This is a genomic window from Kaistella sp. SH40-3 (assembly GCF_030686865.1).
GTDB lineage: Bacteria > Bacteroidota > Bacteroidia > Flavobacteriales > Weeksellaceae > Kaistella.
Genome location: NZ_JAQYUS010000002.1, coordinates 227,877 through 247,696 on the forward strand (window position 1 = coordinate 227,877; position 19,820 = coordinate 247,696).

The following is a 19,820-nucleotide window of genomic DNA, read 5'->3' on the forward strand; positions in this document are numbered from 1 at the left end:
ACATTAAAAAATTTAACATTATGGGAATTCTATGGACATTAATTATCGGAGCAGTTGCAGGATGGTTAGGCGCACAAATTTTTAAAGGTGGAAGCCTCGGACTAATAGGAAATATTATCGTAGGTATTATAGGTGGTGCAATCGGATATTGGATATTAGGTGGAAGATTAGGCGATGGAATAGTCGGGGAAATTTTAACTGGCGCACTGGGATCAATAGTTTTACTTGCAGTTATTAACCTCTTTACGAGAGGGAAAGTATAATAATATCTTGAACTTTAAGCAATAAAAAAGCAACTCAAAATTGAGTTGCTTTTTATTTTTTACTGGAAAATGATTATTTTCTTAAACCAAGTTCTGCAATAATTGCTCTGTATCTGTTAATATCTTTTTTCTTTAGATAATCCAAAAGAGCTTTTCTTTTACCTACTAAAAGTACTAAAGAGCGCTCTGTTGCGTAATCTTTGTGATTCTTTTTCAGGTGACCTGATAGGTGATTAATTCTGTAAGTGAAAAGGGCTACTTGTCCTTCTGCACTTCCTGTGTCTGCTTGAGACTTTCCATGTTTTGCGAAGATTTCTTTCTTCGTTTCTGTTGTTAAGTACATTCCAATATTATTTTAAATGATTATTATGTAACGGGTGCAAAAGTACAACTATTTTTTTAATCTGAAAAGTAGTATTGCTTTTATAAATTAGAAACCAATTAATAAATGTTAAAAAATCTTAAAATTATATTGCTTATATTATTGGATGGCAGTATCTTTGCACTACACAAAACCATGAAAAATCTTTATTTAATTCGGACTCAAATTGCAGTATTATTATTGTTAACCACTTACGCAACCCTTTCTGCGCAAAACAGTCTGTTTAATAAAGAGGTGAAAACTGCTCAAATTCTTTATTTCAATCCTGAAGTATTTCCTGATATTGAAGAAATTAAAGAACCTACGTACTCAGCATTTTTCTCTGCCTTATCAGATGAATTGAGTACCGCCAAAAGTAATAAATTACTTCGAGTTGATTATAACATTCCCTTTGATGATCCAGTACCAAAATTGATTTCAGAATTTTGCGAAAACAACAATGCGCAGTTTGCAGTTATTCCAAAGGTTAAATATTTTAAAGTGGGAATCGGAAAATACGTATTTTCTAACCAAGTGGTTGTAAGCATGAAGATTTATAACGCATCTGGTGATATGCTGGCCGAAACCTCTTACGATACTTATAAAAGAAATGGTCGGCTTTTAGGATCCGCCGAAAATTCCATCAAAATTGGAACAACGGGTGCACTGAAAAACATCAATAAAATTTTGCGCAAAAAATTCCGACTGCGTTCTTCAGATAGTGCAGGCGCTTTGAGTGATTTGAACAATCAGAATTTTGTTTTGAATTGAGAAATCTCTCATAATTATCTTTCTCTCACTGATTTTCAAATTTCAAAGATGCAGATCTGTGATAAAAACAGCAACAATAAAATCACTTCTTATTCATCGTCCAAATCATTGCTTTCTCTTTGGTCGCACGGAAAATCGTATTATGATCTTGCTTTGGCTCGGCAGAATAATTCCATTTTAAATTAGGAAGATTTTCATTTTTAAGGAGGTTTGCTAATTTTTCAGTGTGCGTGTAGATATCAGGCGCATCAGAACCAGCGAACCAATATCGTTTCTCGGTGTTCGGGAATTTTGCCAATTGATCTTTTGCAGTTTTTTCAATTTCATAATTATTCCACCAAATTGAAGGATCAAATGCAATATAGTAATCGAATAAATTGGGTTCTAAAAACAAAGTCTCCGTAACGAAAAGTCCAGCAAGGGATTCACCGATAATTCCTCTTTCGGAGGTCGTTCTAAATTTTTGATTGATTTCCGGAATCAGTTCGGTTTTAATAAAGTTCCGGAAATTTGCAGAACCACCAACCACAGGCGCAATCTCTTTATCTTTTTCTACTTGCGTAGGTCCAGTTAAATCGCGTCTTCGTTCCGTATTTTCAATTCCAACTAATATTGTTGGTGGAATTTTATTCGCCAAAATTAAGTCAGACAGCGTATTCGCTACATGAGAAAAATCTTCTTTCAAACCACCATCTGGCATATAAAGAACGGGATAAGAATCACTACCTTTAAAATAATCTGATGGAACCCAAATATTGATTACGCGGGTTTCTTTTAAAACCTTAGATTCTATATTGAGTGTTTCGTGAGTCGGAGTTTTATCGACAGATAGTGGAATCGTAGTGCTACAATTAAAGAAGACCACAAGAAATACAAGATAAGAATAAACAGTTTTCATGATTTTTGATTTTATGATGGATTTGAAGTATTATGTTTCTAGGAATCTAATTTATAAAAATATTATTCGACAAATAAAAAGGCAGCATTTAAAAAAAATACTGCCTTTTTATTTTAGTTCACTTTTTAGAAAACTATTATTTACTGATTTCTTGTACTTGAATCTTTTTTCGTGAAAGATTTAAAGATCCTAATCTGGTTTCTTTCGGTAAAGTCCAGAGGTTGATAATTTTTTCTTCGTCTAAATCCTGCTGATTCGGATTAATCAATTCAATTTCATGAATGCTTTTTGTAGCGATAAGTAAATCATCGTTCATAATTAAGAATCCATCGACATAGAATTTTGTTTTCGGATTTGCTCCCAGGAATTCCCGAATTTCATTTTGAGTCTTAGTTTCCAAATGATCGAAAGTCATATCTACCAATATTAATCCGTACTGACTTAAATTCGGATAGGTTTTCACATAGAGGTCTACTCCATTTTTAGGAGATTTCATCACTTCCATTTTAATGATTTTACTGGAAGGAATCTGCTTTATCAATTCAAAATTCGCAATGATGTTTTTATTAATGAGCACCGTTGGGTTATCCTTTTTCGAAAAAAGCAACTTTTCAAAATTTTGGGCGAAAGTATTTGAAAACGAAATGAATGCAATTAGAAACAGTAGTTTTATTTTCATTGTCCTATTTTTATTTAAATCAAATATATAAAGATTTTTTGAGCATTTAGTTTTAATCTATAACATTCGGGAATTAATTTAAATTAAGATTTTGGTTGAAAAATGATGAAAATTTCGTTGCAGAATTTCTTTTGACTTAGTACTCTAAAGCCAAAAAAACTCCCGAAAAATTCCAGGAGTAATAGTTGTAAGTACGATTTTTTGGTATTCCTAATTTGAATAACTCATTAATTCTTCTTTTTTAGAATTAACCATTTTGTATTCTAAATATTTAAAGGAATCGCGTGGGATAATCGTTACCCATTTTTTGTATTTTAAATACCATTTCGTTTGAATACTCATCAAACCTTTGGTCAAATACGCTTCTACAAAAGGATGCACGTGTAAAAACAGTTTTCCTTTTTCGGTTTGGATCAAGTTTCGAATCACCTCTTCCATTCTTTCTACGACCACAATTGGAGCTAGAATTTCGCCATCAATATTAGGATTGTCTTCCTTGGTTTTAATAACCATTTCCGGACGGGTTCTTTGTCTCGTTAACTGAATCAAGCCAAATTTACTCGGCGGTAAAATTTTGTGTCTGGCTTTATCGCGCTTCATCTCTTCTTTGAAATGTTCGTACAAATCACGTCGGTGATCTGGGTTGATCATATCGATAAAATCGACTACGATGATTCCACCCATATCTCTCAAACGCAGTTGACGCGCAATTTCTGTGGCTGCCATTTTATTCACGGTCAACGCATGTTCTTTGTTGGATGCGCCTGCTCCGGAGGATAAATTATTCCCCGAGTTCACATCAATAACATGGAGTGCTTCTGTATGTTCAATCACCAAATAAGCACCTTTCGAACTTGGAATGTTCACGTGTTTTCCAAAACTTTGCTTCATTTGTTTTTCTACGTTGTAGTATTCCATTAACGGAATTGGCTTGTCGTAGAATTGAACAATATTTTTTCTTTCTGGCGCAATGACTTCGATATAATTTCGCATGTCTTCTACCATTTCTTCATCATCGCAAATAATAGAAACAAAATCTGCATTAAAGTTATCCCGCAAAATAGAAGACGCTTTATCTTCTTCGCTCAAGACTTTACTTGGCACTTTATTTTTCTGTAGGTTTTTAAAAGCAGTTTCCCATTTCTGAACCAGTTGATTCATATCGTTATGGAGTTCTGCAACTTTTTTTCCTTCAGCAACTGTTCTAATGATGACACCGAAACCTTCTGGTTTAATGCTTTCAATTAAAGTTTTCAGTCTTTCTTTTTCTTCAGAATTGGTTATCTTTTTAGAAATAGAAACACTTTTATCAAACGGAATTAAAACCAAAAAACGTCCGGTTAAAGAAATCTGGGTAGATATTCTGGGACCTTTAGTAGAAATTGGTTCTTTGGTAATTTGAAGAATGACACTGTCGTCTTTGGCCAACACTTTATCAATCGTTCCATTTTTATGAATTTCTTTTTGAATTTCGAAATTTTTTAATGAAGAATTGTGTTGTCTTTTGGCAACTGTGTCTTGTAGAAATTTTTTGTACGTAAGAAATTGTGGACCTAAATCCTGATAATGCAAAAAGGCATCTTTCTCATAACCAATGCTTACGAAAGCAGCGTTTAGGTTAGGTGCCAGTTTTTTTACCTTACCGATAAATAAATCACCGACCACAAAGTCGCTTTTGTCCTCCTGTTCGTGGAGTTCAAAAAGCCGTCCGTCTTCCAGCAAGGCAATCTTCGACTGCTCATCTTCATGTGATATAATCAGTTCTTTCTTCATTGTAATTTTAAGGAATTAAAAAATTTAGGGATTAAGGTTTTTAGATATCTAAATACTCAATTTTAAAATTTTAATTATTTCTTGTTAATGGTGTTTTACTGATTGTAGAGACAAATCGCCTAAAAACGGGGCGTTTATTAGGAATAATGAAACATTTTTTTCTGGATCTGAATCTGATGTAAAACAAAAATATAGCTGGTGAAATTTTAAACATATAAAAACACCAACTATATTGTTATATTGTAAATCGCAAAGAGATTATTTTTTCTTGTGTCTGTTTGCTCTTCTTCTTTTCTTTCTTTTGTGGGTCGCAACCTTATGTCTCTTTCTTTTCTTTCCGCTTGGCATAATTTTAAATTTTTTGTTTGTAACTTATATTCTTTGTTTAGTTATTTATTTAACAGGGACTTTCGTTTTGATCTTCTCTACGAAAGTTTTTGAAGGTTTAAAGGCTGGGATATTATGAGCAGGAATTTCAATTGCGATGTTCTTAGAAATGTTTCTTCCTGTTTTTGCTGCTCTGGTTTTGATAATAAATGAACCAAATCCTCTTAGATATACGTTATCTCCATTGTACATTGATGTTCTGATCTCCTGCATAAATGCCTCTATAACTTTCTGGGTTTCATTCTTTTCAGTTCCCAATTTATTTGAGATGGTGTTTACCAATTCTGCCTTTGTCATTTCCTTTTTTTATTTATATTTTTGGTGTGCAAATATAATAAGAATTTTTGAAAACAAAAAAACAAAATGCTGATTTTCTTCATGTTGGTAGGAAACTGCTCGATTGGTATCAAATTCATGGTAGAGATTTACCCTTCAGAAAAACCAACGACCCATACAAGATTTGGATTTGCGAAATTATATTTCAGCAAACCAGAATAGAACAAGGTCTTAATCACTATCTGAATTTTATCCAAAGATTTCCCACTGTACAATCGCTGGCAAGCGCCGAAACTGATGAAGTTCTGCTCTACTGGAAAGGCCTGGGTTATTATTCCCGAGCACTGAATTTACACAAAGCGGCTTTGCAAATCGTTAATGATTTTAAAGGTATTTTCCCAACCGAACACCAAGACCTATTAGAATTAAAAGGGGTTGGGAAATATACTGCTGCTGCCATTTCCAGCATCTGCTTCGGAAAAAAAATCGCCGCGGTTGATGGTAATTTCTATCGCGTTTTATCCCGTGTTTTTGCTGATGATTTTGATGTTTCAAATTCAAAAGCATTTGACTATTTCTCAGAACTTGCTTTAAAAACGATGCCCGAAAATGAAGCCGGACATTTTAATGAAGCCATGATGGATTTAGGTTCAGAAATTTGTAAACCCAGAAATCCTTTGTGCAATTCCTGTCCTTTGAATAAGGACTGCCTGGCTTTTAATTTAGGTAAGATTCCAAACTTTCCGATGAAAAGCAAGAAAGTAAAACCAACTGACTTAGAACTTCATTATTCTTTCGTAGAATTTGAAGGACAATTTCTTGTGCGACAAAGAAAAGATGATTTCATCTGGAAAAAACTCTATGAATTCCCAATTGAAATCCCAGCAAATTGGGAACAGTATATCATTAAGCAAAAAACCATTTCGCATAAACTGACGCATAAAAACTTGACGATTCAAATGAATTATATTCGACTGGAATCAAAAGAGGTTTTTACCAAATTCGCCGATGAAAATGATTTTGTAATTATGAATGAAGAAGAATCGCATGAAAAATCTTTCCCAAAACCACTGGAAAATTATCTAACTGAATGTTTTAAAACCAAATAATTTTTTTTTAAAATCACAAAAGTTTTAAGTTTAAAATATTTCGCATAAAGAACACAAAACACATGCGTCTGATTACTTTCTGAATTGCTTAATTGAATGCTTGCTGTAAAAAAAGTTCTTTTTTATGGTTATAAATTGGATTTCTACTTGAAACTTTCCATTTAAAATTGACTTGAAAAAGTCATTAAATTAGAGATTAGTGAAACTTTTGTGACTTTGTAGTTAAGCCTTATGATAAAATTTGTGGTCCTCATTTATCTTTACTAAAAAATTTAAAACTAATTCGTATTTTTGCGCAATGTTTAAAAAACTCATTTTCACTTTTTTAGGATTTGTTCTGCTTTCTTGTGCTAAAGAAGCACAGCCAAAACCTTCTGGTGAACTTCGTTTAGAATATCCCAACCCGAAATATCAAAAATTTACATCGCCATGTAATTTTGGTTTTGACTACTCTGATTTCGCCAAAGTTAGAGAGGCAAAAAATCCGTGCTGGTATTATATTGAGTATCCGGAAATGAAAGCGAAAGTTTTTATTACTTATTTTCCCATTAAAAATGATTTTGATTTGCATGTAAGAGAATCAGAGAAAATGGTTTATGAGCATACGATTAAGGCGAGTTCGATCGACACCAAATCTTTCAGCTTTCCAGCTAAAAAAGTGTTTGGAAATTTTTATGAATTAAAAGGACAAAGCGCTTCGAATCTACAGTTTTTCGTAACCGATTCTACCAGACATTATGTAACCGCAAATTTATATTTCAATACCCGACCAAAACCTGATTCATTGGCACCAGCGGTAGAATACATTAAAAAAGATATGATGCATTTGATTGAAACTTTTGAGTGGAAGAAATAGCAATGAGTAACTGTGAAAATTTAGATAAACTATTTTAAATTATATATAAAGAAGCTGCAACGTGGCGATTTAAATAAAAAAACAGGATAAAATCCTTTAAAAAAATAAAAACAAATTAGATATGAAATTATTAGTTGTTGGTTCAGTAGCATTTGATGCGATCGAAACACCTTTCGGAAAAACAGATAAAATTTTGGGTGGCGCAGCAACCTACATCAGCATCGCTTCGTCTATTCTTAATGTAAAGTCTGGAATTGTTTCAGTAGTTGGTGGTGATTTCCCACAAAGCGATCTAGATATGCTTACTGGAAGAGGCGTAAATATCGAAGGAATTGAAATCATCAAAGAAGGAAAAACTTTTTTCTGGAGCGGTAAATACCACAACGATTTAAATTCAAGAGACACTTTGGTGACCGAAGTAAATGTTTTAGAAAACTTCGATCCGAAAATCCCTGAATCAATGCAAGATGCGGAGATTTTATTATTAGGAAATCTTCATCCTGGCGTACAACTTTCTGTATTAGAAAAAATGCGTAACCGTCCAAAATTGGTTATTCTGGATACCATGAATTTCTGGATGGATTCAGCGTTGGATATTTTATTGCAAATGATTGCAAAAACTGATGTCATCTCTATTAATGATGAAGAAGCGAGACAACTTTCTGGTGAATATTCACTAGTGAAAGCGGCTCAGAAAATTCATGCCATGGGACCAAAGTTCGTGATCATTAAAAAAGGAGAACACGGTGCATTATTATTCCACGAAGGTAAAGTATTTGCAATCCCTGCTCTTCCACTAGAAGATGTTTTTGATCCAACCGGTGCAGGAGATACTTTTGCAGGTGGTTTTGCCTCTTATTTAGCAAAGAAAGAAGATTTCTCTTTCGAAACCATGAAATCTGCCTTAATCGTAGGTTCTGCAATGGCTTCATTCACCGTAGAGAAATTCGGAACTCAGCGTTTGGAAGAAGTAACAGAAAGTGAAATGATTGCCAGAATTAAAAGTTTTAAAGAATTAACTACTTTTGAAGTTGAAGTTTAACATTCTTTGAATTACAGAATCTGAAGAGTTCAGTCTAAGACAGAAAAATTGATTTTAGGTTTAATCTTCAAATAAAAAGACAGATAAAAATATGAGAAAAATATTCGGTGTAGCGATGATGTTGGCTTTAGGCGGTGCCTTGTCTGCACAATATATGATTGTAGGGAAAGACAGTATTTCGCTTCAACAATTTAAAAAAGACAATGCCTACGGTTTAGAAAATACGGGCGTTGAAAACACCATAAATACCACCACCAATTTCTATTTATTTCAGCAGTTTGCAGCAGATAAAAAAGCAGATACACTGACCTATTTCCGGGAGAAAATGGCAGATAAAGAAGGAGAACTGCGCGGCAAATATTTTTTCCCAACTCAGATTATTGATCCTGTTTTAAACGCTTATGTTAAAGACAATCAGACTGAAAAGGAAGTTCAGGTTTTTATTTTAGAAAAAACACCGGGCGACACGATCGATTATCTGCAGGTTTACAATGATGTGAAATCGGGCAAAATGACCATGGAAGATGCGATTTCTAAATACACGAAATCAAATCCAAAACCACTTTACCTGAAACCGGGAAGTTTGGATAATCAAATGTATTCTGCCATTAAAAACTTGCCGAATAATACGATGACCCAATTTTTCGACACGCCATCTTATGTTGGATTTGCGAAAGTTTTAAATTCCAGACCGAGTTTGGGTTATATGGTTTTTGGCACCATTTCTTTTCCGAAAGATGAGAATGCGGCGACCATAAAAGAAAGTATTTACAAAGATTTAAAAGCTGGAAAAACTTTTCAGGAAGTGGCAAAATTATACGGAGCCAACGAACATGAAAAAGATAATGGCGGTGTAATTATGGGTTCACCAACTTTGCCAGATGAAGTTTATGAATTATTCAAAGGACAGAAAGCAGGTTATTATACCCCAGAACCTCTCCTATTTGTGGACAAATATTTTGTTTTCAACATTTATAATGTAGAACCTTACGTTTTGACAGAAAAAAACAGAGCGTTTTTCTTAAGAGAAATGAACAACTCGCTTTACGCAGAAACTTTGCAAGATAATATGACTGCCTATTTAAAAACAGATCCTTCTTACAAAGAGTTTCCTGCTTTTAACCAAGTCAAAAAATCATATGCGAATTTAATAGCGGCAAAAGACAGCGAAGTTCTTTTTCAATACAAAGGCGAAAAAGTAACCGCGGGTTTCATTAAAGAAATGATTGGTGATAAAAAAGAAGATGCTGCAAAATTAACTCCAGCAGTTTGGGCAGAAGCTATTCAAAATATCAATGGTCAGGAATTGCTGAGAATTTACAGCAAAAACTTTACGAAGTTGAAGAATGTAAAAGAGGAAATGGAGGCTTTCAAAAAATCTCTTTATTCTGATTATATTTTCTCTAAATATTTGACAGAGGAAATGGCAAAACACCCGGAATGGCTAACTGAACAGTACAACCAAAATAAAGCAAAATATTTTTGGGGCGAAAGAGCGGAAGGTCGTGTCGCCATTATTGATGATCCAAAACTAACCAAAGAAATTGCGAAAGACATTAAAGATGCGAAGAACTGGGAAACATTAAAAGCGAAATTTGCCGGAAAACTGAATGCTAAAAAACAAGTCCTGGTTCAGTTTGAAAAAGGCGAAATGTCTAAAGAGGCCGATGTTTTCACGCAATACAATGTTCCTTTTAAAACCGGAGTTCACGAAACCAAAATGGGCGACAAAACTCTGGTCATTGCAGTTGATAAATTACTGGCACCTTCGCAAATGACGCAAGAAGAAGCGGCAGAAGAATTGAGAGATGCGGTGAACGAGAAAAAGCTAAATGAAATCATCGCTTTACAAAAAGCGAAAACCAAAATCGTGATTCAACCCGAGTTTTTAAAAGATTTGGAAAAGAATTTTAAGAAATAATTATAATAAAAAATGCATGTTATTTCGTTTAGAATGATAATTTTGCAAATCGATAAAAAATAGATATGAACAAGAATTTAAAATTCACCCTGCTCTTCAGCTTATTTCTAGTGTTTTTCAGCACCGTAAGCAAAGCGCAATCGCAACTGAAAAAAGGAGATTTGATAGATGGGATCGCAGTAGTCGTAGGTGATGAAATTATTTTGGAATCTGATATAGAAGATCAGGCAAACTTTGCTAAACAGCAAGGAGCAACGGTAGCCGATAAATGTGAGTTTGTAGAAAGCATCATTAATAATAAATTATTGATCTACGAAGCCAAAAGAGATACCTTGATCGAAAACCGTTCTGCCGCAATCAAAGACAATGCAAACCAAAAATACACGCAGATCTTAGGACAGTTCCCAGACGAGAAAACAATGCTCGCTACTTATAAATTCCGTACATCTTACGAGATGAAAAACGCAATCGAGAAAATTGACAGCGATAATTATTACGGACAGATGAAATTTGGTAGAATTACGGATAAAGCTGATGTTACTCCGAATGAAGTAACCGATTTCTTTACCCAGTTTCAGTACCAATTACCTGAAGTAAAAGATGAAGTATCCTTGTCCCAAATCGTAATGTTCCCAAAACTGACCGATGCGCACAAAGATGAAATCATTGCAAAATTGAACAAAATAAAGCAAGATATTTTAGCCGGCGAATCATTTGAAAGCCAAGCCAGAATTTACTCTGACGATCCAGGTTCTGCTGCAAAAGGCGGTTTATATACCAATATTGCCAAAGGAAAAATGGTAAAACCTTTTGAAGCAGCAGCGCTGAATTTACAGGAAGGCGAAATGTCTGATCCTGTAGAATCTGATTTCGGCTATCACCTTATTCAATTGGTCAAGAAAAGCGGAAAGCAATATGACGCAAGACATATCCTGCTAAAAGCCGAACCGAATGCAGAGGAAATCGAAGCAGCGAAAAAAGAGTTAGACAGCATTAGAACTTTGATTATTGATGGTAAAATGAGTTTTAAAGATGCGGCTTACCGATTTTCAGATGACAAGCAAACCAAGTTTAATGCAGGAATTATCACTTCCGAAGACGGTTCAGATAAAATCGAAAAATTAAATCTTCCGCCAACAATTTCTTACCAGATCGCTGGACATAATAAAGGCGATATTACCGAGGTATTCCAAGATGTGGCACAGCAGGATAGAAAAACCGTGATGATCCTTAAAGTAGATGATGTAATCGCTGCACATAAATTAGATATTTCTACCGACTACAACAGAATTAAGCAAATGGCGCTTAACAAAAAGAAAAATGAAATGGTAGAAAAATGGGTAAAGGAAAAATTACCGAATGTATTTATCTCCATTAATGATCGGTACAAAGACTGCACGTTTAAAACCGACTGGCGTAAAACAGTTGAAAGTAAATAAATCAAATCTCTGCAATTGCAGAGATTTTTTTTGGCTTAAATCTTAGAATTTAATAGCATTTTTTAGGCACAAAAGTTTTTTTTTAAGATGGAACTTATTGGTTTTTAAAGATCAAATAATTCAATTTTTTTTTGGTAAAACACCACTCAAAATCTAAATTTCAAACTCACTTTTGGATACAACACAGAGTGATTTGGATACGTTTTTAATCCTATTTCGCTATAACTTTGTTAAAAATACAAATCAATTATTATGAGCAATATTAAAACAGTAAAATTAGGAAGTCAAGGATTAGTTGTTCCTGCAATCGGTTTAGGTTGTATGGGTATGACCACAGGTTTTGGTGGAAATATTTATGGTGATGCAGACGAAAAAGAAGCCATTGCAACCATTCAGCGTTCGCTGGAATTGGGTGGTAGTTTCTTAGATACTGCTGATGTTTATGGACCCCATTTGAATGAAATATTAGTAGCCAAAGCAATTGCTGGAAATAGAGAGAAATACACCATTGCCACCAAATTCGGTTATGAAATCGATGATAATGGACAAATGACAGGTGCTATAAACGGTAAAAAAGCGTATGTGAAAAAAGCGGTTGAGCGTTCTTTAAAAAACCTAAATACAGATTATATCGACTTGTATTATTTGCACCGTTTAGATACGAATACGCCGATTGAAGAAACCGTTGAGGCAATGGCAGAATTGGTAAAAGAAGGAAAAGTAAAATATATCGGGCTTTCGGAAGCACACGCAATTCATCCATTAACAGCAGTACAAACAGAGTTTTCTTTGTTTGAAAGACAAGTGGAAGAATTGGGAACTTTAGCAACATTAAACGAATTGGGAATTGGTTTGGTGGCGTATTCACCATTGAGCAGAGGTTTTATTTCTGGCGAAATCAAAAGTCTGGATGATATGGCGGAAAATGATTTCAGAAGATATCTTCCTCGTTTCCAAGGCGAACAATTTCAAAAAAACATCGACCTTTTAAATGAAATTGAAAAAATAGCAATCGAAAAGGAAATTACTTCAGCACAATTGGCTTTGGCTTGGGTTATTGCAAAAGGACATTTGTCAATTCCGGGTACAAAACGTGTAAAATATGTAGAGCAAAATATTGCTTCAACAAATGTGGGGCTTACCGCAGAAGATTTGAACCGTTTGGAAGAAATAATTCCTTTAAGTTTAAATACGGGCGACAGATACGATGCAGAAAGCATGAAAGGCGTAAATTTATAAAAGTATCCAAGACAAAGAAATTGCTCAATGTAATTTCTTTGTCTAATTAAATAAAAGCAATGAAAAAAGAAAACCCAATTTTTCTAAATTCCGTATCAGAACTTCATTCTTTTCTGAATATAAAAAAGCCCACACATCCATTGGTAAGTGTGATTAAATTGGATGATCTTGCGTTTAAAAGTGCAGATGAAATACAGCTTATTTATAATTTTTATACCATTAATTTAAAGAAGAATTTTGATGGGAAAATTAAATATGGGCAACAATATTATGATTTTGATGATGGTACAATGACTTTTATTGCTCCCAAACAGACCTTATCTTTAGAGGCAAATAGTTCACAAAAAGTGGAAGGCTGGATCCTTGTTTTTCATCCCGATTTTCTGCAAAGTTATCCCTTGGCAAAGCGAATAAAGGAATATGGATTTTTCTCGTATGCCACCAATGAGGCTTTACATCTATCGGATAAAGAGGAAATTTTGATTTATGGTATTATGCAAAATCTGCAACAGGAAATTGAAAGAATGATTGACAACTTTACCCAGGATGTGGTCATTTCTCACATCGATTTATTATTGAATTATTGCAACCGTTTTTACAACCGTCAATTTATTACCCGTAAAAAAGTATCCAACGATTTATTGACAAAATTTGAAGAGCATTTAGAAAATTACGCTCAAGATGAGAAACCAACTGTTCAATATTTTGCTAAAAAGTTGTCTGTTTCGCCACATTATTTAAATGATATGTTGAAGAATAGTACAGGGCACACCACACAACAGCACATTCAAAATAAACTCATCGAAAAAGCAAAAGAACTCTTACCAACCACTACTTTGTCAGTAAGTGAGATTGCGTATCAATTAGGCTTTGAATATCCGCAATCCTTCAACAAACTATTCAAAAATAAAACCGAAATGTCACCGTTAGAATTTAGGCAGTCTTTTAATTAAAAGGTTCTCACATTTGGACACAACCTTCCGTATTGTGGACACTTTTTATGATCGTAAATTCTTGAACTTTGTAAAAGAATTTAACACTTAAAATTGATCAAAATGGAAAACAAAACAGTAGACAATTATTTCGTTTTTAAAATAAAAGAAGGAAAACAAGAACGTTATAACGAAATCGTAGAAGAGCAACTTGCCATCACAAGGAATGAACCGGACACCTTAATATATAAAATTTTCAAAACTGATGATGGTTTGCATTTTCAGCACGAACAATATACTGACGAAGCAGCATGCATTCTTCATATGAAAAACACAGAAAAGCAATTGACAGAATGGAGTCAGATTACAGAAATGGTTCAATTGGTGATCACAGGTCCGATAAGCAAAGAATTTAGAGAAGCAAATAATGCAGAAAACTATAAGCCTTACAAGCAAGCAAAGTAATTTTTAAAAATCAAAATATTTTAATATGATGCAGACGAGTTCTGCATCATATTTTTTTTTATTTACTAATGAGACCAATTAGTTAAAAATAAAATCGGAATGTCGCTTTTAGAATTTAGAAAATCGTTTAACTACTAAAACCACTATCGGTAACAGGAATTTTGCGAGATTGAGAAATAGGTAATTAATTCACGTTTATCTTTCGCAAGAAATTTTATCTTAGCAGAAAAATATCGGTTACGAAGTTCGCCACCTCGCAACGCTGCCAAAAATTCTTTCACAGAAGACTATATTAAATTTTTTATAATAATTATACTGTTGTTTATCTTCTCATGCGGAAACGATCCACTTGAGAAAAATTATGAGTTAGATTATAATCCAATGAATGAAATTAATTTGGTTGTGCCAGAAAAGCAAGGCTATCAACGAGTTGAAATTCCTGGACATATTTTATTCTATGTACACAACAAAGATTTCATACTAGCAAACCAGAAACCTACTGATAGCATCTATAATAGTGCTACCAATCTTACACTTGACAAACAACAAGAACTGATCTTCAGGTTAGGCGTTTCTAAATTTTGGATTATAACATTAACAAATGATCGTATTTACGGACCTTTAGATCAAAAAGAATACTTTACAGCACGAAAGTTTTTGAAAGTTCCTGATAATTTAAAATTGGACCATTCAACACAAAACTTCTATACAGACGGAAAAAGAGAAGACATTCAATATTATAATCCTGATTCTTCAGTAATTGACTTAAAAAATTTAAAAGGAAACTCTGAAAAACACAATATTAAAATCGGAAAATAGCACTGTCTATATAAAAATATTTCTATGAGCGGGTCGGAAGTTCCTATCATAAAGATTTTCGCTAGTTGTTCTTTTTGTTATATTTACAAAGACTATTTATAAAAAATCCACGCCAACAGAAATACCCAACCGTTACCAGAAATTAAAAAAGTGATTAATAAAAGAATATTATTTTTAGTACTTATTTGTTTTTTTACATTGATAAAGTCTCAAACTCATCGCTTTATTTATGAATATAAATTCGTTCCTGATTCAACAAAAATCGATAGTATTATTACTGAAAATACAAGATTAGAAATTTTTAAAGACCATTCTGAATTTGTAAGCGATTTGACTGCAATTAGAGATTCTCTTTCTGCGACTAGAAAAAACATTGATGAAGAAGATGGTGCTTTTCCGATAGGGAATTATAAAAATATCGTTTACAAAAGTAAGGAACTTAACTATACTTTAGAATTTGTAGGAATTCAACCTTTTAAAGTATTACAAAATGAAAAACTTAATTGGAAACTTTTAAAAGAAACTAAAAAACTTCAAGGCTATCATTGTCAAAAAGCCATCATCAATTTTGGGAAAAGAAACTGGGAAGCTTGGTTCACTCAGGAAATACCACTTCAAGAAGGACCTTCTATTTTCGGAAATCTCCCGGGTTTAATAATCCAGATGAATGATGAAAAAAATCAACATTCTTTTTCTTTAATTGCCAATTATAAAACTTCTAATGTAAAAACAAATATTATTGAAAAACCTTATCTTTTATCTGCTACAATAAATCGCTCACAGTTTAATAAAAAGTGGAATATTTACCGGAATAATCCCATAGGTGGTACTGAACAGTTTATGATTATAAATCCTGGGCTGCTCAGTGGAAAAAGTTTTGATGCGCATGGAAATGAAATGGATATGACTCAAGCAAAAAGAGAGGAATTGAACTATGCTAAAAAATTGATTGCAGATGTTAACAATTATTTAGATTTAGAACTTTATAAATAAAAAAACTTGGCAGGAATAGAATAACCGCAGAGTTTTCAGTTTCAAATTTAGGAAAGGAAGTAATTCCGATTACTTTGTAAAAACACATTTCAATTCAGTCGAAATCAATGAATCCGTAAAGTATAGTAAATAGAAGAAATTTCTGAACTGAACATATTTCTGTTAGAGAAAGTTTCAGCAAAAAAAAATACTGCAAGTGATTGAAAATCTAAAAATAGAATCCACAAAAGAACTAAACGACCAAGCAAAAAAAGCAGTCGTTGCTTTATGGAATACTGAATATCCGGAAAAACTTGCTTTTGAAAACCTATATAAATTTAATCAATATTTAGATAACTTATCAAATCTAACGCATTTTTTACTGAGCAATGAGAATGATTTAATAGTAGGATGGACCTTCATTTTTGAAAGAGAAAATGAAAAATGGTTCGCCATAATTTTATCTGAAAAAATAAAAGGCAACGGTTTTGGCAGAAAAATGCTGGATGTTCTGAAACAAAAAGAAACCATTTTAAATGGTTGGGTTATCGATCATAACAACGACAAAAAAAATAATGGGAAATCCTATTTATCGCCCTTAAAGTTTTACGAGAAATGTGGTTTTGAAACCCTTACCCACGAAAGACTTGAACTGGATAAAATTTCAGCAGTAAAGATAAAAATGGGTTAAGAAAATAATCTGAGATTTCTACCACTACTCTAATTTGAAAAACCGTAGCCTTAATTTCATATCTTTAAAAATCACTTTAAACAAATCGGATATGAAGTTTTTGCTATTATTTTCTTTTCTTTTCGTGCTCACCGCATGCAAATCCAAATATATTCAACAGGTAAATCCTGATACCAAAGCAAACTTTGGCTTTGAAATAACCGCACCAAATAAAGCGGTTTTTTTCGTAGAAAATAAAACTATTGAAAGTGAAAACATCAGCATTCACAACGAAATAGCGAACTCAATGTACAATAAATATGGTCCCGCAAGAGATAATTTTCACATTGCAAATACGAATGCAAAAGATTTTAAATTTAATCTGAACGAGAAAACTTATTGCATCGAAGTTGAGAAATTGCCAAAAAGAACAGCAATGATTTTATTCGACGGAAAACAGAAACCAACTGTTGAGTTTAATCCTAAAAAATATAACAAGTTGATTAACCAAATGAACATAAATCAATGAAATATTATTTTAAAATTCTTCTCCTTTCGGTAGGTATTGGTTGTGTTAATCTATTCATTTTCTTCTCTTTATTACAATTTCAAATTGTGCATAACAGCAGTTATGTACCTAAAGAATTCTTTCCTTTCATTTTAATTTTAATCGCAGTTCCGATACAATTTTTGATCTTACTTCTTGTTGCGCATCTTTCCAAAAGAAATGAACCGGCGTTGATCATCACTTCCTTTTTATTTATTGTAACCTGCACGCTCCTACTCTGGTTTACTTCTGCAGAAGAAAGAACAACTTACAACAATGAACAAGTTTATAATACAACAGAAAAATACGATTATCAACAGGGCATTTCTACACCAGAAGGTTATCCTGTAAAATTACTTTCAAATAGTCGTTTTGGGATTTCTGTAAAAGGAGATCGAAATTCGGTAACGCTTTTAGAGACCAATAAAGTATATTCGATCAACTGGGGAAATGGCGACACGACTTTTAAATCATCTATGGATGGTGGCGTAGCGGTTCCAGATGCGCTCAGCCTCTATTGGTATTCTTATTTAGAAGATAAATATTACGGTTTAAATACCCAACTGGACCGAGATAAAATATCAGAGAATTTCAAAAATGGATTTAAACGGGATATCAAAGGAACATTGACCAGTTCAGATGCCATCAACGCAAAGTACAACAGTTTAATTGCGGGTATTGCGCCCGGTGGCGATGTAGTGTTATGGATTTCAGGCGGCAGCGACACGAAGGAATTAGAAGTATTTAAAGCCAACGAACTTAATCGCAGTCAATTAAAAGACTACGATATCGTAACTGAAGATGCCCGACAAAAAGTTTTAAAAGATACGTGTACGTGCGAAGATCGACCGCAGTTTAGAAAAATAGTACACAACGATCAACCGATACCTTTCGGAATCTGGAGCCATAAATATCGTAAAAAATTTAATTGGAAAGTCAGTATCAATAATTTTGGTCAATCAAAATCAGCGCTGAATTTTTATTATTTTAATGGAGAAAGAAATACGATGTTCAATGAAGATCTTATTAATTTTAAATTTCAAGAAAGAGTTTTGCCCGATTTCATCAAATTCGTCTTTACAAAAGATCAAAAAAAGTATAAAGCATTTATCGAATTTGAAGAAGATAAACTCTTCAACGCTTTTGAAAAACTCACAGAAAACAATCCAAATAAACCTGCTGAAATTGTTCTCAACATTAACTCAGATTTAAAACAAGCCAAAATTCAATTGAAATCAAAAGATCAAATACTTGAATTAAAAAATTTGCAAAACGTAAAAATTTCTCTTAATTAAAAGACTGCAAAAAATGTTTACCCTAAAATATACACAATCAAATAAGCGTAAATAAAATTGAAATAATAGATTATTCTGAGATCAAAAAGAAGTAATAAAAACACTCACTTACGAGGAATTCGAAAGATATTTTATTGCAGTTTTGGAAAACGTAAGTATATTTACCTATTAACAAAGTAAAAGAAACAAGAAAAGATAAAAAAGAATTTTTGAACATATTGATGTTAGACATTGTAGGCACAGAGGAAACTATACAAAAAACGATCTCCAATATTTTACCGAAATAAAGAAAATATTCGATAACTTCATGCAGTAATAAAGTTTTTACTGAAAACATGAACAATATCCACTCTTTCTTCAAAAAACCCTTATTTAAAAATCAAATATTAAATAGTTAGTGTATGAAATTACTTTTTACATCCTTCTCTTTCCTAATTTTCAATTTAGCAATTGCGCAATATAAACAACAACCCCGAATTCAAAAACGAGATTTTCCCGCTGGAATTTATATGACAATGGATGATGTGATCAGTAAAAAACCCTCCTCAACAGAAGAAATTACACTTAAAATATCCGAAGAATTTGATTTTATAAAATACTTACCGGAGCAAGCATTTTTCTATTTCAAAGCAAATGACAAGAAAGTAAAAACTCCCTTAGCCCTTTCCTATAAAGGCGAAATGTATTTTCAAACTTATAGAAAATATACCAATAAAAAAGACAAAGGATATGATCCCGATGAATATTCAAGATTTTGTAAAGTAACCAGTTACGGCAGATTTTTATATTTTGAAGAAAGCATGCGGGGGCTTTGGTCGAAAGCTCTATTAGGAAATTTAAATTCAGCGACCTATTCAATGGCCGGGAATATTAAAGGAATGGTCCTGGATGTTGAAAATAAAGAACTTAATATTTTGCGAAATTGTGAGGATCTTAATGATTTTTTAAAACAACATCAAATTTCAGAAATTGAATGTAATTCTGACCAGTTAACCATCGGAGATTTAAGAGTGATCATTGATGAAATCAATAAACCTGAGGAATTATAATTTTTTAAACGATCACTGTTTATTCATCGTTTTAAAACCATTTCTAATTTCGTCTTT

Annotated in this window: 21 protein-coding genes; 16 read left to right on the top strand and 5 right to left on the bottom strand. The window is 33.0% G+C overall.

Annotated features, from left to right (window positions below; all coding sequences use genetic code 11):
- Window positions 1–20: 20 nt before the first annotated feature.
- Entirely contained in the window at window positions 21–263 is a 243-nt protein-coding gene (locus tag PUH65_RS04810) for a GlsB/YeaQ/YmgE family stress response membrane protein (RefSeq protein WP_305518646.1), read from the top strand.
- 73 nt (window positions 264–336) lie between these two features.
- On the opposite strand, the gene rpsO is transcribed toward PUH65_RS04810, so the two are convergent.
- Window positions 337–606, bottom strand: coding sequence for a 30S ribosomal protein S15 (gene rpsO / locus PUH65_RS04815; protein ID WP_305518647.1), 270 nt, complete (start codon window positions 604–606; stop codon window positions 337–339).
- Window positions 607–780: 174 nt separating this feature from the next.
- Here rpsO and PUH65_RS04820 point away from each other — a divergent pair, with 174 nt between their 5' ends.
- Window positions 781–1,395 carry a pyruvate decarboxylase gene (locus PUH65_RS04820; RefSeq protein ID WP_305518648.1) on the top strand — a complete coding sequence of 205 codons (615 nt, stop codon included), beginning with the start codon at window positions 781–783 and terminating at the stop codon, window positions 1,393–1,395.
- Window positions 1,396–1,477: 82 nt separating this feature from the next.
- Here the strand turns inward: PUH65_RS04820 and PUH65_RS04825 are convergent, their stop codons facing one another.
- From PUH65_RS04825 to PUH65_RS04840, 4 genes are all read right to left on the bottom strand, one after another.
- Window positions 1,478–2,293 carry an alpha/beta hydrolase gene (locus tag PUH65_RS04825; protein WP_305518649.1) on the bottom strand — a complete coding sequence of 272 codons (816 nt, stop codon included), beginning with the start codon at window positions 2,291–2,293 and terminating at the stop codon, window positions 1,478–1,480.
- A 136-nt stretch (window positions 2,294–2,429) separates the two neighbouring features.
- Complete coding sequence (locus PUH65_RS04830) at window positions 2,430–2,972, bottom strand: hypothetical protein (protein ID WP_305518650.1); 543 nt, start codon at window positions 2,970–2,972, stop codon at window positions 2,430–2,432.
- Window positions 2,973–3,182: 210 nt separating this feature from the next.
- Window positions 3,183–4,745 carry a ribonuclease E/G gene (locus PUH65_RS04835; RefSeq protein ID WP_305518651.1) on the bottom strand — a complete coding sequence of 521 codons (1,563 nt, stop codon included), beginning with the start codon at window positions 4,743–4,745 and terminating at the stop codon, window positions 3,183–3,185.
- A gap of 393 nt (window positions 4,746–5,138) precedes the next feature.
- Window positions 5,139–5,429, bottom strand: a complete 291-nt coding sequence (locus tag PUH65_RS04840; protein ID WP_305518652.1) for an HU family DNA-binding protein — start codon at window positions 5,427–5,429, stop codon at window positions 5,139–5,141.
- A gap of 47 nt (window positions 5,430–5,476) precedes the next feature.
- Here PUH65_RS04840 and mutY point away from each other — a divergent pair, with 47 nt between their 5' ends.
- From mutY to PUH65_RS04910, 14 genes are all read left to right on the top strand, one after another.
- Complete coding sequence (gene mutY / locus PUH65_RS04845; protein ID WP_305518653.1) at window positions 5,477–6,517, top strand: A/G-specific adenine glycosylase; 1,041 nt, start codon at window positions 5,477–5,479, stop codon at window positions 6,515–6,517.
- 298 nt (window positions 6,518–6,815) lie between these two features.
- Window positions 6,816–7,373 (top strand): gliding motility lipoprotein GldD, encoded by a 558-nt coding sequence (gldD, locus tag PUH65_RS04850; RefSeq protein ID WP_305518654.1) that lies wholly within the window; start codon window positions 6,816–6,818, stop codon window positions 7,371–7,373.
- A gap of 121 nt (window positions 7,374–7,494) precedes the next feature.
- Window positions 7,495–8,415 carry a PfkB family carbohydrate kinase gene (locus tag PUH65_RS04855; protein ID WP_305518655.1) on the top strand — a complete coding sequence of 307 codons (921 nt, stop codon included), beginning with the start codon at window positions 7,495–7,497 and terminating at the stop codon, window positions 8,413–8,415.
- A 91-nt stretch (window positions 8,416–8,506) separates the two neighbouring features.
- Window positions 8,507–10,336, top strand: a complete 1,830-nt coding sequence (locus PUH65_RS04860) for a peptidylprolyl isomerase (protein ID WP_305518656.1) — start codon at window positions 8,507–8,509, stop codon at window positions 10,334–10,336.
- 65 nt (window positions 10,337–10,401) lie between these two features.
- Window positions 10,402–11,775, top strand: coding sequence for a peptidylprolyl isomerase (locus PUH65_RS04865; RefSeq protein WP_305518657.1), 1,374 nt, complete (start codon window positions 10,402–10,404; stop codon window positions 11,773–11,775).
- 252 nt (window positions 11,776–12,027) lie between these two features.
- Window positions 12,028–13,014, top strand: coding sequence for an aldo/keto reductase (locus PUH65_RS04870; protein WP_305518658.1), 987 nt, complete (start codon window positions 12,028–12,030; stop codon window positions 13,012–13,014).
- Window positions 13,015–13,073: 59 nt separating this feature from the next.
- The gene (locus tag PUH65_RS04875; protein WP_305518659.1) at window positions 13,074–13,967 is read left to right on the top strand and encodes an AraC family transcriptional regulator; all 894 of its coding nucleotides are present in this window, start codon (window positions 13,074–13,076) and stop codon (window positions 13,965–13,967) included.
- Window positions 13,968–14,069: 102 nt separating this feature from the next.
- A complete protein-coding gene (locus PUH65_RS04880; RefSeq protein WP_305518660.1) occupies window positions 14,070–14,411 on the top strand; it encodes a putative quinol monooxygenase in 342 nt (113 codons plus the stop codon).
- Window positions 14,412–14,792: 381 nt separating this feature from the next.
- Window positions 14,793–15,230 carry a hypothetical protein gene (locus PUH65_RS04885; protein ID WP_305518661.1) on the top strand — a complete coding sequence of 146 codons (438 nt, stop codon included), beginning with the start codon at window positions 14,793–14,795 and terminating at the stop codon, window positions 15,228–15,230.
- Window positions 15,231–15,380: 150 nt separating this feature from the next.
- Window positions 15,381–16,223 (top strand): GLPGLI family protein, encoded by an 843-nt coding sequence (locus tag PUH65_RS04890; RefSeq protein WP_305518662.1) that lies wholly within the window; start codon window positions 15,381–15,383, stop codon window positions 16,221–16,223.
- A gap of 196 nt (window positions 16,224–16,419) precedes the next feature.
- Window positions 16,420–16,893, top strand: coding sequence for a GNAT family N-acetyltransferase (locus tag PUH65_RS04895; protein WP_305518663.1), 474 nt, complete (start codon window positions 16,420–16,422; stop codon window positions 16,891–16,893).
- Window positions 16,894–16,984: 91 nt separating this feature from the next.
- Complete coding sequence (locus tag PUH65_RS04900; protein WP_305518664.1) at window positions 16,985–17,401, top strand: hypothetical protein; 417 nt, start codon at window positions 16,985–16,987, stop codon at window positions 17,399–17,401.
- On the top strand, window positions 17,398–18,714 hold the full coding sequence (locus PUH65_RS04905; protein WP_305518665.1) for a DUF2931 family protein: 1,317 nt from the start codon (window positions 17,398–17,400) through the stop codon (window positions 18,712–18,714). The genes PUH65_RS04900 and PUH65_RS04905 overlap by 4 nt, the downstream gene beginning before the upstream one ends.
- A gap of 401 nt (window positions 18,715–19,115) precedes the next feature.
- On the top strand, window positions 19,116–19,763 hold the full coding sequence (locus PUH65_RS04910; RefSeq protein WP_305518666.1) for a hypothetical protein: 648 nt from the start codon (window positions 19,116–19,118) through the stop codon (window positions 19,761–19,763).
- Window positions 19,764–19,820 lie beyond the last annotated feature (57 nt).

Coding starts and splice junctions, on each gene's coding strand:
- PUH65_RS04910 (WP_305518666.1), top strand. CDS start 19,116: ATGAAATTACTTTTTACATCCTTCTCTTTCCTAATTTTCAATTTAGCA.
- PUH65_RS04865 (WP_305518657.1), top strand. CDS start 10,402: ATGAACAAGAATTTAAAATTCACCCTGCTCTTCAGCTTATTTCTAGTG.
- PUH65_RS04870 (WP_305518658.1), top strand. CDS start 12,028: ATGAGCAATATTAAAACAGTAAAATTAGGAAGTCAAGGATTAGTTGTT.
- PUH65_RS04840 (WP_305518652.1), bottom strand. CDS start 5,429: ATGACAAAGGCAGAATTGGTAAACACCATCTCAAATAAATTGGGAACT.
- PUH65_RS04810 (WP_305518646.1), top strand. CDS start 21: ATGGGAATTCTATGGACATTAATTATCGGAGCAGTTGCAGGATGGTTA.
- gldD (WP_305518654.1), top strand. CDS start 6,816: ATGTTTAAAAAACTCATTTTCACTTTTTTAGGATTTGTTCTGCTTTCT.
- PUH65_RS04885 (WP_305518661.1), top strand. CDS start 14,793: ATGAATGAAATTAATTTGGTTGTGCCAGAAAAGCAAGGCTATCAACGA.
- PUH65_RS04875 (WP_305518659.1), top strand. CDS start 13,074: ATGAAAAAAGAAAACCCAATTTTTCTAAATTCCGTATCAGAACTTCAT.
- PUH65_RS04820 (WP_305518648.1), top strand. CDS start 781: ATGAAAAATCTTTATTTAATTCGGACTCAAATTGCAGTATTATTATTG.
- PUH65_RS04905 (WP_305518665.1), top strand. CDS start 17,398: ATGAAATATTATTTTAAAATTCTTCTCCTTTCGGTAGGTATTGGTTGT.
- PUH65_RS04860 (WP_305518656.1), top strand. CDS start 8,507: ATGAGAAAAATATTCGGTGTAGCGATGATGTTGGCTTTAGGCGGTGCC.
- PUH65_RS04855 (WP_305518655.1), top strand. CDS start 7,495: ATGAAATTATTAGTTGTTGGTTCAGTAGCATTTGATGCGATCGAAACA.
- PUH65_RS04830 (WP_305518650.1), bottom strand. CDS start 2,972: ATGAAAATAAAACTACTGTTTCTAATTGCATTCATTTCGTTTTCAAAT.
- PUH65_RS04880 (WP_305518660.1), top strand. CDS start 14,070: ATGGAAAACAAAACAGTAGACAATTATTTCGTTTTTAAAATAAAAGAA.
- PUH65_RS04835 (WP_305518651.1), bottom strand. CDS start 4,745: ATGAAGAAAGAACTGATTATATCACATGAAGATGAGCAGTCGAAGATT.
- rpsO (WP_305518647.1), bottom strand. CDS start 606: ATGTACTTAACAACAGAAACGAAGAAAGAAATCTTCGCAAAACATGGA.
- PUH65_RS04825 (WP_305518649.1), bottom strand. CDS start 2,293: ATGAAAACTGTTTATTCTTATCTTGTATTTCTTGTGGTCTTCTTTAAT.
- PUH65_RS04900 (WP_305518664.1), top strand. CDS start 16,985: ATGAAGTTTTTGCTATTATTTTCTTTTCTTTTCGTGCTCACCGCATGC.